The sequence below is a fragment of the Paenibacillus algorifonticola genome (genome assembly GCF_000971975.1).
GTDB classification, from domain to species: Bacteria; Bacillota; Bacilli; order Paenibacillales; family Paenibacillaceae; genus Pristimantibacillus; species Pristimantibacillus algorifonticola.
On sequence record NZ_KQ040782.1, the window covers coordinates 78,038 to 94,349 of the forward strand.

Annotated in this window: 14 protein-coding genes and 1 other annotated feature; all 14 genes read right to left on the reverse strand. The window is 49.9% G+C overall.

Features of this window, described 5'->3' with window-relative positions; genetic code table 11:
* Positions 1 to 95: 95 nt before the first annotated feature.
* The 14 genes from WH37_RS04530 to WH37_RS04595 all read right to left on the reverse strand — a co-directional run bounded on the left by WH37_RS04530 (position 96) and on the right by WH37_RS04595 (position 16,211).
* Positions 96 to 1,241, reverse strand: coding sequence for an FtsW/RodA/SpoVE family cell cycle protein (locus WH37_RS04530; protein WP_046229379.1), 1,146 nt, complete (start codon positions 1,239 to 1,241; stop codon positions 96 to 98).
* 7 nt (positions 1,242 to 1,248) lie between these two features.
* Complete coding sequence (minD, locus tag WH37_RS04535) at positions 1,249 to 2,040, reverse strand: septum site-determining protein MinD (RefSeq protein ID WP_046229380.1); 792 nt, start codon at positions 2,038 to 2,040, stop codon at positions 1,249 to 1,251.
* Between the two features lie 3 nt (positions 2,041 to 2,043).
* Positions 2,044 to 2,712 (reverse strand): septum site-determining protein MinC, encoded by a 669-nt coding sequence (locus WH37_RS04540; RefSeq protein WP_414811812.1) that lies wholly within the window; start codon positions 2,710 to 2,712, stop codon positions 2,044 to 2,046.
* 62 nt (positions 2,713 to 2,774) lie between these two features.
* Entirely contained in the window at positions 2,775 to 3,308 is a 534-nt protein-coding gene (mreD, locus tag WH37_RS04545) for a rod shape-determining protein MreD (RefSeq protein ID WP_231594122.1), read from the reverse strand.
* A complete protein-coding gene (gene mreC, locus WH37_RS04550; RefSeq protein ID WP_231594123.1) occupies positions 3,305 to 4,138 on the reverse strand; it encodes a rod shape-determining protein MreC in 834 nt (277 codons plus the stop codon). Before mreC ends, mreD begins: the two co-directional genes overlap by 4 nt.
* Positions 4,139 to 4,237: 99 nt before the next feature.
* Positions 4,238 to 5,272 carry a rod shape-determining protein gene (locus WH37_RS04555; RefSeq protein ID WP_046229382.1) on the reverse strand — a complete coding sequence of 345 codons (1,035 nt, stop codon included), beginning with the start codon at positions 5,270 to 5,272 and terminating at the stop codon, positions 4,238 to 4,240.
* Between the two features lie 42 nt (positions 5,273 to 5,314).
* Positions 5,315 to 6,004, reverse strand: coding sequence for a RadC family protein (gene radC / locus WH37_RS04560; RefSeq protein WP_046229383.1), 690 nt, complete (start codon positions 6,002 to 6,004; stop codon positions 5,315 to 5,317).
* Between the two features lie 40 nt (positions 6,005 to 6,044).
* On the reverse strand, positions 6,045 to 6,653 hold the full coding sequence (locus WH37_RS04565; RefSeq protein WP_046229384.1) for a Maf family protein: 609 nt from the start codon (positions 6,651 to 6,653) through the stop codon (positions 6,045 to 6,047).
* A 25-nt stretch (positions 6,654 to 6,678) separates the two neighbouring features.
* On the reverse strand, positions 6,679 to 6,921 hold the full coding sequence (locus tag WH37_RS04570) for a DUF4321 domain-containing protein (RefSeq protein WP_046229385.1): 243 nt from the start codon (positions 6,919 to 6,921) through the stop codon (positions 6,679 to 6,681).
* Between the two features lie 63 nt (positions 6,922 to 6,984).
* Positions 6,985 to 8,460, reverse strand: coding sequence for a hypothetical protein (locus WH37_RS04575; protein ID WP_046229386.1), 1,476 nt, complete (start codon positions 8,458 to 8,460; stop codon positions 6,985 to 6,987).
* 335 nt (positions 8,461 to 8,795) lie between these two features.
* Positions 8,796 to 10,196, reverse strand: a complete 1,401-nt coding sequence (gene murC / locus WH37_RS04580; RefSeq protein ID WP_046229387.1) for a UDP-N-acetylmuramate--L-alanine ligase — start codon at positions 10,194 to 10,196, stop codon at positions 8,796 to 8,798.
* A gap of 7 nt (positions 10,197 to 10,203) precedes the next feature.
* Entirely contained in the window at positions 10,204 to 11,577 is a 1,374-nt protein-coding gene (locus WH37_RS04585; protein WP_046229388.1) for a bifunctional folylpolyglutamate synthase/dihydrofolate synthase, read from the reverse strand.
* A 29-nt stretch (positions 11,578 to 11,606) separates the two neighbouring features.
* A complete protein-coding gene (locus tag WH37_RS04590) occupies positions 11,607 to 14,267 on the reverse strand; it encodes a valine--tRNA ligase (protein ID WP_046229389.1) in 2,661 nt (886 codons plus the stop codon).
* Positions 14,268 to 14,343: 76 nt separating this feature from the next.
* Positions 14,344 to 14,576, reverse strand: a binding site (T-box leader).
* A 159-nt stretch (positions 14,577 to 14,735) separates the two neighbouring features.
* Positions 14,736 to 16,211, reverse strand: a complete 1,476-nt coding sequence (locus tag WH37_RS04595) for a LysM peptidoglycan-binding domain-containing protein (RefSeq protein ID WP_046229390.1) — start codon at positions 16,209 to 16,211, stop codon at positions 14,736 to 14,738.
* Positions 16,212 to 16,312: the final 101 nt, after the last annotated feature.

Consider the following 16,312-nt stretch of genomic DNA (forward strand, 5'->3'; position numbering starts at 1 on the left):
GGACAAGTATGCAAATCCAGCAGGCAAAAAGAAAAAGAACGCTGCTTTCTCTTCACAGAGAATTGCAGCGCTCTTCCAAGCAGCAGCTTATGTGGTTATTCAGCCAGCTCATAAACTTCCTGATGTGCCTTAATACTGAATACAATGCCAATACAAATCATATTCAGCAGCAGTGAAGTACCGCCATAGCTGATGAACGGCAGCGTAATGCCGGTAATCGGCATTAGTCCGATCATCATGCCAATGTTTTGGAAAATCTGGAATACGAACATCGAAGCAATGCCGATCGTCATATAGGCGGCGCGTAAATCATGACACTTAAAGGCAATTATGATGATGCGGTAAATGAGCAGGAAATACAGCAGCAGCAGTACCGCCGCCCCCTGGAAACCAAATTCCTCTCCGATGACCGCAAAAATGGAATCCGAATACGGGTAAGGGATAAACTTGCCGTTTTTCATCTCGCCCTGTAGATAGCCATCACCCGTAAGTCCACCGGAGCCTATGGCAATTTTGGCATTTTGGGATTGATAGCTCGCATCAGCAGATGCCTCCTCTGGATGCATGAACGTATTAATCCGGTTGTACCAGTGCGTTAATTCTTTTTCTTTCAAATAAGTATATATCTCCGTATTGAACATATTAAACAGCGTCATGAACAAGATCAAACCGCCAATAACGACAGCAAGCCCTATAAGAACATGCTTATATTTAACATTTCCAATCCAAAGCATTCCAAGCACGATAACAAGATAAATAATCGCATTTCCTAAATCGGGCTGCATCATTACAAGCGCAAACGGCAACAGGGAAAAGGCCGCTATCGGTAATAAATCTTGAGAAAAGCCTAATCTATCGCCTTTTCGTCGTCCCATAATGTAAGCAATACCGATAATCAAAAAGATTTTCATTATCTCTGCCGGCTGAAAAGAAAAACTACCGAGCTTAAACCAGCCTTTCGCTCCATTGATGACAGATCCAAAAAAATAGACCAACATGAGCAATGCAACACCAAAACCGTACAATACATGCCAGGATTTAAGTAAAATACGATAATCAAATAGTGCAGCAAAAATAGCAATAAAAAATCCGGCAATATAAAAATAAACCATTTTTTTAGTTGAAGTGCCATATTGAATATTATCCCAAGTCGCACTATAAACAATAAGCAAACTAATAGCCATCAGGCAAACCAGGATCGCAATAATACCCCAGTCAATTTTTTTGAATTTATTCAGCACAAGGCAATCATCCTATTCCCAAAAACTTGCGGAACCGTTTGAAGGCGCCTGCCTTCTCGTCAAGCAGCATAAGCGGAACCATATCACCCAAAATGCGGCGGGCAATGTTGCGATAAGCAATCGCCGCGCGCGAGGAAGGATCCATTACCGTTGGCTCACCCGTGTTCGCGGATTTGATAACCTTCTCATCATCCGGCACGATACCGAGCAAATCAACAGCAAGCACCTGGCAAATCTCATCAATATCAAGCATTTCTCCGCTTTTCACCATGTTCTGGCGAATACGGTTAATAATGATTTTCGCAGCGATGCCTTCCTTCTCAAGCAGACCAATTACTCGGTCTGCATCGCGAACGGCAGCATTTTCTGGCGTCGTGATGACAATCGCGCGATCCGCCCCGGCAATCGCATTTCGGAAGCCCTGCTCAATTCCAGCCGGACAATCAATAATGACATAATCAAATTCCTTTTTCAGCTCCAGCACCATATCTTTGACCTGTTCGGGCGATACATCATTTTTGTCCTTCGTTTGTGCAGCGGGCAGCATGTACAGCTCGTCAAAGCGCTTGTCCTTGATCAGCGCTTGATTCAAGCGGCAGCGGCCTTCAGCCACATCGATAAGATCATAAATAATCCGATTCTCAAGTCCCATAACAACATCCAAATTACGCAGTCCGATGTCGGTGTCAACCATACATACCTTCTTGCCAAGCAGAGCCAGTGCCGTTCCCAGATTGGCCGACGTAGTCGTCTTGCCAACGCCGCCTTTTCCAGATGTGACAACAATCGCTTCTCCCATAAGTTACACCCCTCTCAACATAATCGGATTATTGCGTAAACGGTACAATTGCGAAATTTTATCCATTTGCATCGTTCCCTCATTCAAAAAAGCAAACTCCATCGCTGGATCGCCCGACATCCATTCCTCCGGAGGCCTGCTAATGATATCCGCTATGCGCAATTGCGTAGGCCGCATCAGCGATGCAGCGATAATAACATCCGTTCGGCCGCTAACACCAGCATGAGCGACCCCGCGCAGCGCGCCCATCACATAAATATCGCCGGTGCTTATAATCGTTCCTCCCGGGTTCACATCCCCCGTCAGCAGCAAATCGCCTTCACGCTCCATCGTTTGGCCCGATCGGATAATTCCGCTAATGAGCTGAATGCCCGGCGGCGGTTGCAGCAGTTCGCTGCCTGCCGCCGGCTCCGATTCTACCGATTGTACAATCAGATTGCCCTGCGCGCGAATAACCGATCGAATCCGTTCTTTATCCTCATCGCCGAGTTGTCTAGCTCCCAGCTTGACATGGACGTGTACGAGCGGGCCGGTGAGCAGCTGCTGATGGGTTTTCTCCAGCTTGTAGTGCAGCTCATCGAGTAATAAATCAAGCTCACAACTATCGTCGAGAAGGAACACGAGACCTTCTTTGACGCCTTTAATCATAATATGCTGCTTTTCGGCCACGATTGTCCCTCCCCAACGTATTGCATTCTTTTCGAAACAATCGAATTCCTGCTTTAACCGCCAATTTATTCCTCATCCTGGTCCTGATTAAGCTTCGCATCCTGCTCATACAGCTTTCGAACAGGCACATAAATAACCAAGGCAAAAGCAAGCTGCAAAAATAAGCTAGGCAAAATATGATCGAGCAATGCGAAAGCATACGACTCCTCCGTCAACCGGAAAAGCGAATAAATGAAATACACGGCTGAATCATAAGCGATGCACGCAAAGCCAATTACGGACAGGCAAGTCAGCAGCGTGCTGCGGCGGCGATCGAACAGCAGTCCGGCAATATAACCAATTAGTCCCATCATAAACGTATGAACGCCGAGCAAATGACCGTAATAGACGATATCCTGAATAAGTCCGATACCTAAACCAAACATCAGTGCGCGATGGCGGCCGCTATACAAAGCGGCATATAATACAAAGACAAAACTGAAATGCGGGATAATTTTGCCGGCATAATCTGCGGGAATGATCCAAGGCATAACGCTTCCTTCGATAACGAAGAGCAAAAACAACAGCAGGATAAGCCGATTCGTGCTCATCATACTCATTTCCCCGCATCCTCCGATGCAGACACCTCGACGACAAACACTTCTTTAAGCTGGTTCAAATTAGCCGCCATCTTAATAGAAGCCGTATACGTCAAGCCAAAATTGCCTACTTCCTTCGTCTCTACTGTTCCAATAACAAGACCACGCGGATAAACGCTGTCGCTCCCAGAAGTAACGACCAGGTCATCAACTATCATTTTGTCGTTCTCGCCGATTCTCGTCATAATCAAACGTTCCGTCTCATCATCATAGCTGGTAACCATTCCGAAAGAGTCGCTTTTGCCAAGAATCGTCGCCGCAATCGCATTTGAAGTTGGCGACTTATCATCCAGCTCCGTAATCGGCATTACGGTTGCCGTATTCGGTCTTACTTGGCTGACGATACCGATAATGCCATCAATTGTCGTAACCGCCATATCCTGCTTTATGCCATTAAGCGAGCCCAAATTAATTTCCAGCGTCTTGCTGTATGGATTATTGTCAATGGCAATGACATGGGCAATCCGGTAGTTGTATTTGTTTATTTTTTTCTGCTGCTCTGTAAAATTCAGCTCTTTCTGCAAGCGTTCATTCTCTTCCTGCAAAAAGTTATAGCCGATTTTGTCGCGGGCATAAGCCGCCGCTGTCAGTCTAAGGTACTCATTCTCCTCATAAATCGTCCGGAGCTTGCCAATATCCTCAAAGAAACCCGCTATTGAAGCAGCGGGCACATAAAACCATTGCTGAACGAATCCGACTGAATCTCCGATAAACTTCTCCGGCATACTCAGCTCCTTACGGTCACTTAGCGAGAAGCCGATGACCACAATGAACAGAATAAACCCGAACATAAGCATAAACATGCGCTTATTTCTAAACAGCTTAAACAGCTCGATCACCTGCCTGTTCTAATCACATTTTCATTTTTGCCTAATTGGCAGGAAGCTCTCTTAGCGTTTCGAACGACCGCCTGAGCCGCCTCTGCTCTTGAACAAATGAATATGGTCAAGCGAACGGCCGGTACCTATAGCTACACAGTCAAGCGGGTTGTCCGCCACAATGACCGGCATACCTGTCTCGCGCTGCAGCAGCTTGTCCAGATTGCGAAGCAGTGCTCCACCGCCTGTTAGTACAATACCGCGATCCATAATATCCGCAGATAGCTCTGGCGGGCATTTTTCAAGTGTAATTTTAACGGCATCAACAATAGCGGTCACCGTATCCGCAAGCGCTTCACTCACTTCATCAGATGTTATCGCCAACGTCTTAGGCAAGCCGGATACGAGATCACGGCCTCTAATTTCCACCGATTCCGGCGGATCAAGCGGCAGTGCTGTACCCAGATCCATCTTAAGCTGCTCCGCCGTACGCTCCCCAATCATCAAATTGTAAAAGCGTTTAATATATTGAATGATGGATTCATCCATTTCATCCCCAGCGACGCGAATCGAACGGCTTGTTACAATACCACCCAGCGAGATCACTGCAACCTCTGTCGTTCCGCCGCCAATATCAACGACCATGCTGCCCGTCGGCTCCCAAACTGGCAGATCGGCGCCAATCGCTGCTGCGAACGGTTCTTCAATCGTATAGGCTTCACGAGCACCTGCTTGCTTCGCGGCATCTTCAACAGCACGCTTCTCAACTGCAGTAATGCCAGACGGTACGCAAATCATTACGTTCGGATGGCGCGGAAACAAAGATCTCTGCTTTTGCGCTGAACGAATAAAATATTTAATCATCGTTGCTGTCGTTTCAAAGTCGGCAATTACGCCATCCTTCATTGGACGTACGGCGCGAATATTGCCCGGCGTTCTGCCGATCATTTTTTTCGCTTGCTCACCAACTGCTTCTATCGTTTTCGTATCGGTACGCAGGGCTACCACAGACGGCTCCCTCACGACAATTCCTTTTCCTTTTACGTACACAAGCGTATTAGCTGTTCCCAAGTCAATGCCCAGATCTTTCGATAAACCACCAAACATGTTAGTGCTCCCTTCTGAAATGCCACAATCCTTCTTATTATATTACATGTAGCCTTGTTCCTTCAAACTAATAAACCTTCCATCACCAATGACCAGATGATCCAGCACTTCAATGCCTACCAACTCTCCAGCAGAAACGAGCCGCTTCGTCAGCGCAATGTCTTCAGCGCTTGGCGTAGGATCGCCGCTCGGATGATTATGCACACAAATGAGCGAGGCGCTGCTGCATTTAATAGCCGCACGAAATACTTCTCTCGGATGAACGAGCGAGGCATTCAGCGTGCCCATCGATAGCGTCTCTTGGGCGATAATGTGATTTTTCGTATTCAGAAAAAGACAGACGAAATGCTCCTTTTTCAAATGACGAAGCTCATCCATGACATAATTCGCCGCATCCTCTGGCCTCTGCACCGTAACAACCTCGCCATTGCCTGTACGAGACACTCTGCGTCCGAGCTCCAGTCCCGCACGCAATTGAATCGCTTTCGCCGGGCCAATGCCGCGAATCGCTGTCAATTCCTCCAGACTCATATCCATCAAGTTGCGCAAATTGCCACATTCCTTCATGATATTACCCGCAAGATGGACAACTGATTCCTTTTTCGTACCTGTTCGCAAAAGAATGGCCAGCAATTCCGTGTGACTGAGCGCTTCGGCCCCATATTTAATTAATCGCTCTCTTGGACGTTCTTCCTGTGGGACATCACGAATGAATTGGCGCTGCGGCTCCATGCCCATCCCTGCTTTCGTAAGTTAGCTTGAAGTACGTGGATCAAAATACATGTATGCGATACGCCGCCAGCATATCTGACAGCAGTGACAGTGGCAAACCGACAACGTTGAAATAACAGCCCTCGATCCGCTCAACAAGTGTGGCCCCATAACCTTGAATGCCATAGGCTCCAGCCTTGTCATGCGGTTCCCCGGTAGCTATATAACGATTAATCTGTTCATTCTTAAGCGGCCTCATGTGCACCTTCGTCATACGATGGGCCGAAGTTTGTTCACCATTATGCGTTAAAACACAAGCTACACCTGTATATACTTCATGAGCTCTGCCTTGTAGGCTGCTCAACATAGCAAAAGCATCTGCCTCATCCACTGGTTTGCCCAGTACAAGGCCATCCACAACGACAATAGTGTCCGCGCCTACGACGATAGAGGGTTCCGTATTGCCCTGTTTCCGCAAAAGCTCAGCAGTTGCCCGCGCCTTGCGCAAGGACAGCTGTTCAACAATTTGCTCGGGGCTCCAATCGGATGGCACACTTTCATCCGCTTCTGAGGACAAAATATAAACCGGCAAGGAAAGGTCAAGAGAGGCGACCAGTTCCTTCCGGCGCGGAGACGACGATGCCAGCACAAACTGGCTGATCGGATTCATAGGTATAGCTCTCCTTCGTTTAAACTTACATTTTGCGATAAAGCCATATAGCCACTATAACACCAATAATGCTGAATAAGCTAATTTGGAAGTTAATCGTCATTGTAAAGCTCAGCACATATAAATCAACGGCAGGAGACCACGTAGCCTCAATCGCTTTGGTCAAGAAGGTTATTCCCGGAATCGACTCCAGCCAGCGTGCCACCAAGGCCCCCGCAAGCAAACCGAGCACTAGGAAAAGCAATAACATCCAGCCGTTTTTCTTCATTGTTCAACGCCTCTCGCCAAGTAATGACAACTGCTCTCTATTATACCTTAGTATGATTTCCGTTTACAATGCGCGGATAGTCTCAAACCATGTTTTTTGTGCCAGGATCGCTTCCATTAGCGCTCGCTGCACCGACCACAAGTGCGCCTGAGAAGGATTTTTATCATATTCCGTAAGCGATGAAGCCGCCGTATTTACTGCTTGGACAACCGCCCCCATCGACGCTTTACCCGCCTCGCCTTGAATGCCCGACTCCATTGCCTTTATGCTGAGCGTCCATTTTTGATGCTCCGCCCTCCAACCCTTCGCCGCAGTCTCGCCAAGTGGCGCAAGTACTGGCTGTTCTAGCTGTGCCAGCGCCAAATCATCCAGCATGCTCACCAAGGCATTCGTCTGCTCAAAAAAGCTGTTTGCATCTGTCGCCTTTCCCGTAAAAGGAAACTGCTGTGGCGCCTGAATGATAAGCTCCTTGACATATACCTCGGTACCAGGCAGCATTTTGCTCAGCGCAATTGCCCTGCTGCGGTCGCCCGCCATCCCCGCATATACCCTGTAGTCGTCTGCTGTTGTCGCAGCAGCAGCTGCAAGTCCCTTGCTAGCCAGCTCCTCCATCGCAGCCTCCCTGCCCTCAGAGTTGCTGAATACGCCATATTGCAGCAAATGATAGGCCTGTGGCTGGATGGCCAGCTCCACCGTTTCTAGCGGTGCTTCTGCACTTCCGCTATTCCCCACTCCTGCTCCCGTGCCCAAACCATTTTCCGCATTTTGCGATGCTGGATTTCCGCTAACCGCGCTCGACTGCCCGCCTCCTGAATGAGAAGAGCTTAGCGAGGAGGAATCCAAAAATAAAGACAACAGCAAATAACCGAATAATGCCCCGGTTGCCAGCGCCCCTGCTACAGATAAAAACACATTGATCCACGATGGCGAATGTCCGAGCCTGCGAATAGAGCGAACCGGACGGTTGCCCAGCTCAAGCTCAGGTGAATGCCGCTCACTGTCATTTGCCCATCCATAGCGGGCATTTTCTGGCCCTTGCTCCGTTGCCTCGCTAGTCCGATTTAAGTCGCCGGAGAAAGGGACCTGCTGCTGAGGATAGTCATTATATAGCGGGACTGCTAGCTTCTCATCCAACTGATGCTGCTCTTCAGAATCCCCTGCAAGCAGCTCTTTGTCTACCATCTGCCTTGGCGTTTTCAACGAAATGGGCGAATCGTCATGCGAACGGATACGATTAGCCGGCTTTGTCTTAGATTCGGCAGACGAGAGACTATCCGACTCGCGAATCAACTGCTCCAGCTGATCCATATCCTCCTCGACATGGCTGCTCCATGGGCTGAACTGCGTATCCGAATAAGGGGCTGTATTTTTATATAAGGGGATGACTTCAGCAAAATCTCCCTGCTCCGAAGCGCCTTGCTGCGCAGAAGCAGCCGGGGTTTCCACAGCAGTCTGCACCGCAGCCATCTGCTTGTTTTCGGTGCGCGAAGCTTGTCCGGCTTGGTCGAAACGGTACGTAATGCGGTTTTTTGAGTTCATGTCATTCTCTCCTTGTCTCATTCTTCTATTCCTACTCTATGAGACAATTAAGAGATTTATGATTATGAACAAAAGGATACGTAAATAACATTCGCAGCATACCTCAAGTTTCGTACAGTCGCCAACCCTTTTCGCTATAAAATTCTCAGGGAATTTTATCCAACGTACAATTGTAGTGCCCGCTCGTTTGAATGCTTGATTCAGCAAGCGATACAGTTTTGCCTATTATTTGGAGCAGCTCCTTTTCGCAATGAACTAAAAACGCTGGAAAACGATTTTCACGTTTTCCAGCGTTTAATAGAGGTGCAGTGCCCTTGTGCAAGGGTAACCTGCTTTTATTTACGGCCTGCCTTCAGCCATTTAGCCAAAGCATCCGCTGTTTTCCAAATATCGCCGGCGCCCATCGTTATGACAAGATCGCCAGCCGAAGCAGCTGACTTCAAATACTCCAGCACTTCTTCCTTAGTTGCAATAAACGTCGTATTCGCATTGCTGTTCGTCTTGATCAGCTCAACCAGCTTCTGCGAGTTGACGCCTTCAATTTGCTGTTCGCCCGCTGGCGAATAAATATCGGTAATGATGACCTCGTCCGCTTCTGGAAACGCCCGGCTGAACTGGTCAAGAAGGAAATAGGTACGCGTGTAGCGCTGCGGTTGAAACACAGCTACAATTCGTTTGCCCGTCGCTTTCGCGGCACTGATCGTCGCGCTGATCTCGGTAGGATGATGGGCATAATCGTCAATAACGAGAATGTCCTCCACTTCGCCGAGCACTTGGAAACGACGCTTCGCCCCAATGAAATCACGAATGGCGTTCGCAATTTGCGCAAATGGCAGCCCTGCTTCCAGGCACGTAATAATAGTAGCCATCGCGTTATATACATTATGTTTACCTGGTACAGACAGTTCGACCTCGCCCAGCAGCTTCCCTTGGTGGGTCAGTTGGAACGATACTTTGCGGTCACCTAATACGACTTGCTCGGCTTTGTACTGGGCCTCACGATCAATGCCGTAAGTGACGAGCTGTGAGGGATCGAGCGATTGGCTTGCATACAGCTTGCTCACGATCTCGTCAATATTGTCATCGTCAGCACATACGATGGCCTTGCCATCTGGCTTCACCTGTGACAAGAATTGAACGTAGGCAGCCTTCAGCTTGCCAAAATCACCGTCATAGTTTTCCAGATGATCCGGTTCAATATTAGTTACAATCGCAATCGACGGATGGTAATGCAGGAAAGAGCCATCGCTCTCATCTGCTTCCGCTACTACGTATTCGCCGCTTCCAGCTTTTGCATTCGTACCAACGTTAACGATCTCGCCGCCAATAATGTAGGTCGGATCCGTTCCGCAATTTTCCATCACAAGCGCAATCATCGACGAAGTCGTCGTCTTGCCATGAGCACCTGCAACAGCAACACCCTTGCCTTCATTCATCAGCTGGGCAAGCATTTGGGAACGATGCAGCACCGGAATATTTAGCGCCTCCGCTGCGCGCCGCTCTACATTGTCCTTTGTAAGTGCTGTGGAGTATACAACAAGCTCCGCACCTTTAATATTTTCCGGTTCATGACCGATATAGATTTTTGCGCCTTTCGCCACCAGCTTCTCTGTGAGTTCCTGACGAGCGACATCAGAACCAGTTACCGTATAGCCCTTCTCCAGCATGACGCGGGCGATAGCACTCATCCCGTAACCGCCTATTCCGATGAAATGAACATGTTTTGCTGTATTCAAAGACGGTTCACCAACCTTTTTCAGAATCCGAGTTGTACAATAAACGGGCGCGAACGTCCGCTATTAAATAAAGCGTCCCGGTCACAACCCCAAGGTCTGTTTCCCCGGTCAAATGCTGCAGCTGCTGAAGCCCTGCTTTCCAGTCAGGCTCCACAATCAGCTCAAAAGACTCATTCCCCTGCACAGCACGTACTAGATCAGCCAGCGCCTGCGCATCCTTTTTATTACGAAAATCAGGCTCGGTCACAATTAGCGTATCTACTATTGGCAGTATATGCTTCATAACCTCGCGATGATTCTTATTATCCAGCATACCCATCATCAGGATTAAACGATCATAGCGATAGGTCGATTTTAATGCAGCAGCCAGCGTCTGTGCTCCCTCAGGATTATGCGCGCCATCAATGAGAATACGCGGGGAACGCGACACCATTTCCAGACGCCCAGGCCATGCAGCAAGGCGCAGCCCCTCCTCCAGCGCATCATCCTCCACGATAAGGGCCGCATACTGGCGAAGCACCTCAAGTGCCATCACTGCAACCGCTGCATTCGTGCGCTGATGGGCGCCGTTCAGCGTTATCGTCAGCGGATGAATCGGACGGAACAAGCCGTCAAAGCGGAACGTCTGCTCATCCTCGCGCACCGACAGAGCGGTTTCACTGAACTGCTCGCCCAGCAAATACAGCGAGCTTTTGCTGGCGATTGCTTTTTGACGAATGACTTCGATGACTTCCGGCTGCGTAACGGCGCTTACTACAGGAACGCCCGGCTTAATAATACCGGCTTTCTCTGCCGCTACCTTCTCCAGCGTATCGCCGAGGCGATCCATATGATCATGCCCAACATTCGTAATGATGGAGAGGACCGGCGTCACGATGTTCGTAACGTCCATTCGTCCGCCAAGGCCAGTCTCCCATACGACATAATCCGGATAGGTTACCGTAGCGAAATATAAAATCGCCAGTGCCGTTGCCACCTCGAACATCGTTGGAGAGCCCAGCTCGGTTTCCGCTATTTCCTCAACGACCGGCTTTAACACATTCGAAAGCTCAAGCAGCGTCTGCTCTTCGATATCCATACCGTTATATTGAAAACGGTTCGTAAACTTCGTTATGTACGGCGATGTAAACGTACCAACATCGTAGCCGCATTTAAGCAGCGTGCTCGATAAAAACGCGCATGTCGAGCCTTTGCCATTCGTTCCGGCCACATGAATAAATTTCAGCCTTCGATGCGGGTTTTTCAACCGCTCCATCAAAAGCTCAACCCGTTCAAGACCAGGCCTTATTCCGAAGGGAATAAGGCCATTGATCCAATCTACTGCTTCCTTGTACGACTGCAGCCCGCCGATTTCCGGCTGGCCTGAGAGCTGATTCGTCATCGTAGAAACGCCTTCTTTCTTCCCGGTGTCTATCCGCGCAAATCCGCGATTCTAGCTTGAACCTTATCGCGTTTGTCCGCATAATCCTTCATTTTGGAGCGTTCCTCTTCAATGACCTTCGCAGGCGCCTTCGCTACAAAGCCCTCATTGCCGAGCTTCTTCTCAATGCGGGTTACTTCGCCGTTCAGCGTCGCAAGCTCCTTCTCCAGACGGGCAATTTCCTGCGAAATATCAATCAGCCCTGCAAGCGGGAAATAAAGCTCCGCACCCGTTACAATACTGCTCATCGCCTTATCCGGAGCAGACAATCCAAGACCAGTCTCCAGCTTCGAGGTTCCGCAGAAGCGGCGGACAAACTCTTCATTACGGGTCAAAATGACCGCTTCAGCTTCGCTCGTTGGCTTAATCATCAGCTCGATTTTTTTGCTCATCGGCACGTTTACTTCCGCGCGAACATTTCGCACCGAACGGATGATATCCATCAGCAGCTCCATTTCCTTCACTGCTTCAGGCGCTTCCAGCGCAGCATCGTACTCCGGCCAAGCTGCAAGCGTAATCGACTCGCCTTCATGCGGCAGATGCTGCCAAATTTCCTCACTGATGTAAGGCATAAACGGATGAATCAAGCGCTGCGTGCGGTCAAGCACATAAGCAAGCACCGATTTTGTCGCTTGTTTTGCTTCTTCATCGTTGCCATACAAGTTAAGCTTCGCAAACTCGATATACCAGTCGCAAAGGTCATCCCAGATGAAATTGTACAGCTGGCGTCCAGTTTCCCCAAACTCATAGTTGTCCATCAAACGGGTTACTTCGCGAACCGTTTCGTTCAGACGGTGCAAAATCCAGCGATCCGCCGTACCCAACTTGCCGCTAATATTAATGTCGCTCGCTGCGAAGCCTTCCAGATTCATCAGCGCAAAGCGCGACGCATTCCAAATTTTATTGGCAAAGTTCCGTGCCTGCTCAACCTTTTCATAGCGGAAGCGCAAATCCTGTCCCGGTGTGCTGCCCGTCGAAAGCATATAGCGCATCGCATCTGCGCCGTACTGTTCAATGACTTCAAGCGGATCGACGCCGTTGCCAAGCGACTTGGACATTTTATTGCCGTTTGCATCGCGTACGAGACCGTGAATCAGCACGTCCTTGAACGGCTTTTGCTCTGTAAACTCCAGCGCGGTAAAAATCATCCGGGATACCCAGAAGAAAATAATATCGTAGCCCGTCACCAAAACATTCGTCGGGTAGAAGCGTTTTAAGTCCTCGGTCTGCTCCGGCCAGCCAAGCGTCGAGAACGGCCACAGACCCGAGCTGAACCATGTATCCAAGACATCCTCATCCTGGCGCAGCTCCGTGCCCCCACATAACGAACAGCTCGTTACTTCTTCGTGGGCTACATGCATTTCACCGCAGGCGTCGCAATACCAGGCAGGAATACGATGTCCCCACCACAGCTGACGGGAAATACACCAGTCGTGTACATTTTCAATCCAGTGCAAATAAATTTTCTCAAAACGGTCCGGAACGAAAGTTACACCGTCGCTGGATTTTTGCGCTTTTATCGCCTGCTCAGCCAGCGACTTCATTTCGACAAACCATTGCGTCGACAAGTAGGGCTCTACGACCGCACCGCTGCGCTCGCTGTGGCCAACCTGATGCACGTGATCCTCGACTTGAACGCATACGCCCTGCTCCTGCAAATCCTTCACGAGCTGCTTGCGGCAGTCGAAACGGTCCAGTCCCGCATAAGGACCAGCCTCCGCATTCATCTTGCCGGACTCGTCCATGACGATAATTTGCGGCAGGTCATGACGCAGGCCTACCTCGAAGTCATTTGGATCATGGGCTGGCGTAATTTTCACAGCACCGGAGCCAAATTCCTTGTCAACGTATTCGTCGCCAATAATCGGAATTTCACGTCCAATGACCGGCAATACGATCATTTGTCCAATGAGGTGCTGGTAACGCTCATCTTCAGGGTGAACCGCAACCGCGCTATCGCCCAGCATCGTTTCCGGACGCGTTGTCGCAACTGTAATATGCCCTGAGCCGTCCTTCAGCGGATATTGCAAATGGTATAAATGACCGTTCAGCTCTTTATGCTCAACCTCAATATCGGACAAAGCGGTTCTCGCAGCCGGGTCCCAGTTGATGATTTTTTTGCCGCGGTAAATGAGGCCCTTCTTGTACAGCTGTACAAACACCTCGCGTACAGCCTTAGACAGCCCCTCGTCAAGCGTGAAGCGTTCGCGTGAATAATCGAGCGACAGCCCCATTTTTGCCCATTGGCCGCGAATCGTTCCCGCGTATTGCTCCTTCCAATCCCATACCTGCTCCAAAAAAGCCTCGCGGCCGAGATCGTAGCGGGATTGTCCTTGCTCGCGCAGCTTCTGCTCCACTTTCGTCTGTGTAGCTATTCCTGCGTGGTCCGTTCCCGGCAGCCACAAAGCATCAAAGCCCTGCATCCGCTTAAAGCGTATGAGAATATCCTGCAAAGTGAAATCGAGCGCATGCCCAATGTGCAAAATTCCCGTTACGTTCGGCGGGGGAATAACGATCGTATAGGTCGGGGCCTCTGGGCGCTTGCCCGCTTCAAAAAATTTTCCATCCATCCAGAAGTCATACCACTTCAGTTCAGCGGCTTTCGGGTCGTAGGTCGTCGGCATCGCCGGCGTCGTTTGATTTTCAGACATAAGCTCCATCCTCCACATATCGCATAATGGCATCATTACTTTAATTTTGAATACAAAAAAACCTTCCGCCCTTATAGCAAAGGACGAAAGGTTAGCTTCCGTGGTACCACCTTTGTTCCGCGCGTCTTGCAGCTGCACGGCACTCAAACAGATAACGGCTGTGGCCGGCTTGAATTAGCAAATAGCGATCCGCTTGATTCAAGCAACTCCAGGGCGACTTGTACGAGTAAAATCCTGCGGAACTTTCAGCACTAACGGCTCCGCTCTCTGAAGGCTTGGCTGCGTACTCTTCCCCTTCAACGTCGTTCGTTGACTTTAAGACATATTTATTTAATAATACTCTCTTTGTGAAAAAAAGTCAAACTACAAGACCTATACATGTTCCTGTATTTCATGCTGTGCGCAAATAAAAAAGAGCTTTGACCGTTATTTCACAGGTCAAAGCTCCTTCTATTTAACGTCCTTCCGCTACGGAATATAAAGCAGCTGTCCTTCCTCTACCGTCGACTCATTCAAGCCGTTGTATAGTAGAATCTCTCGCGGGTTCAAGTTGTAGCGCACCGCAATAGAATCAAGCGTCTCGTCGCGCTGCACGATGCATACCCGAATTTTACGGAATTCCCGCTCGTCGGATTGCTTCAAAAACAAATTGCGCCACTCGATTTCATCCCCTGCGGGCTGCTGAGCCTTCGTCTGCTCCAGCGCATACTCCGCCGCCTCCTGCTCCGCTGCTTGCCGCGCTAATTGCTCCCGCTTGCTCGTTTGCAGCAGCGTCACAAGCCCAACGCCTGATGCAGGGGATGCGGCCGCTTCCGGCGCCTTGCTGCCAAAGGCTATGCGCATCTCCTGCTTCTCAGGCTCCGCTTGCTGTTCCGCACTTGCTTCCTCCGCCTCCTGCCAATCGCTTAAACGCTCCAGCTCGTTCTCCTGCCACGGAGATGTGTCATAACTATTCTGCTCCGCTGCCGCCGGGACGAAAGACTCCTCTTCCTGAAGCGGTTGTCCCCCCGGACTCCAGCCAAAGTCCTCCTCCTGTTGGTTGGCAGAAGCTCCCTGCTGCCTCTCCTGCGCGATACCATGACCAAGCCCAGTCACTGCTGGCTGCTGCGCAAAAGCAGGCGGTGAATTAAAGTTAGCATTAAAGCTAGGCTGCGCTTGAGACTGATCCTGCTCCTGAAACCACTCTGCTGCCGACCAGCCTGCATCACGAGGCGACGAAGAGATCGTGACGCCAGCCTCCAGCTCTGCTACTTCCCCGCTTTCGCCAGCCGCCTCATATACCCGCTCATCATAAGCATTGTAAGCATCAATCTCGGATGCAGCCTCAATGAACTCTTGAGCTTCTTCCTGCTCCACCCTGAAAGGCAATTGCCCTTCCTGTCCAGCAAAATAAGGCTCGGCTTGCGCCCCCAAAGCGGCCTGGGCAGTCTGGGCGGCCTCAGCAGCCTCGTCAGCGGCGAATGATTCGCCACTCCCCCGCTGAAACTCATCTTCGAACGAAGCCTGATTGGTATCTACGCGATCATGGACGACGGTGAATGGCTCCTCGCGCCACGCTTCCTCCGGCTCCTGCTGCGGCTCCACGAGAATGCCGCGAAGCGACAGCACCCCAGTAATGTTAAGCGTTCGCGATGATAGCAAATCGACGTCGAAGTTATCAATTTCTACCGTTACATCGTCCAGCCGTGAAATTCGGTTCAGCGGCATCGTAATTTCGACGGGAATAAAATGCTCCAGCGCCTGTAGCGGAACCGCTTCGTTCGTACTGCGATATACCCCGCTCAGCAGCAGCTGGCCTTTCAGTACTGCGTGCTCCCCCTGCTCAACAACCTGAATGCGAGGTACAAGCTCAATTTCTTCCAGCTCATCGATATCGGCAACTTCATCCGACAGATGCACGCGTTCATACACGTCAAAGCGCAAGCCTTTCGTTTGATCCGTCACGCTCAAGTCCTCCCTCCCTATACTGACCCATTTAGACAATGCTTGGGCTAAAAATGCTACTCTCACTAATTATCTATATGGGCATAGGGGGGAGAGCATGA

Excerpts from the sequence above, each read along its gene's own strand:
- minD (WP_046229380.1), bottom strand. The coding sequence starts at position 2,040 with ATGGGAGAAGCGATTGTTGTCACATCTGGAAAAGGCGGCGTTGGCAAG.
- mreD (WP_231594122.1), bottom strand. The coding sequence starts at position 3,308 with ATGAGTATGATGAGCACGAATCGGCTTATCCTGCTGTTGTTTTTGCTC.
- mreC (WP_231594123.1), bottom strand. The coding sequence starts at position 4,138 with ATGTTCGGGTTTATTCTGTTCATTGTGGTCATCGGCTTCTCGCTAAGT.
- WH37_RS04555 (WP_046229382.1), bottom strand. The coding sequence starts at position 5,272 with ATGTTTGGTGGTTTATCGAAAGATCTGGGCATTGACTTGGGAACAGCT.
- radC (WP_046229383.1), bottom strand. The coding sequence starts at position 6,004 with ATGGAGCCGCAGCGCCAATTCATTCGTGATGTCCCACAGGAAGAACGT.
- WH37_RS04565 (WP_046229384.1), bottom strand. The coding sequence starts at position 6,653 with ATGAATCCGATCAGCCAGTTTGTGCTGGCATCGTCGTCTCCGCGCCGG.
- WH37_RS04570 (WP_046229385.1), bottom strand. The coding sequence starts at position 6,921 with ATGAAGAAAAACGGCTGGATGTTATTGCTTTTCCTAGTGCTCGGTTTG.
- WH37_RS04575 (WP_046229386.1), bottom strand. The coding sequence starts at position 8,460 with ATGAACTCAAAAAACCGCATTACGTACCGTTTCGACCAAGCCGGACAA.
- WH37_RS04585 (WP_046229388.1), bottom strand. The coding sequence starts at position 11,577 with ATGACGAATCAGCTCTCAGGCCAGCCGGAAATCGGCGGGCTGCAGTCG.
- WH37_RS04590 (WP_046229389.1), bottom strand. The coding sequence starts at position 14,267 with ATGTCTGAAAATCAAACGACGCCGGCGATGCCGACGACCTACGACCCG.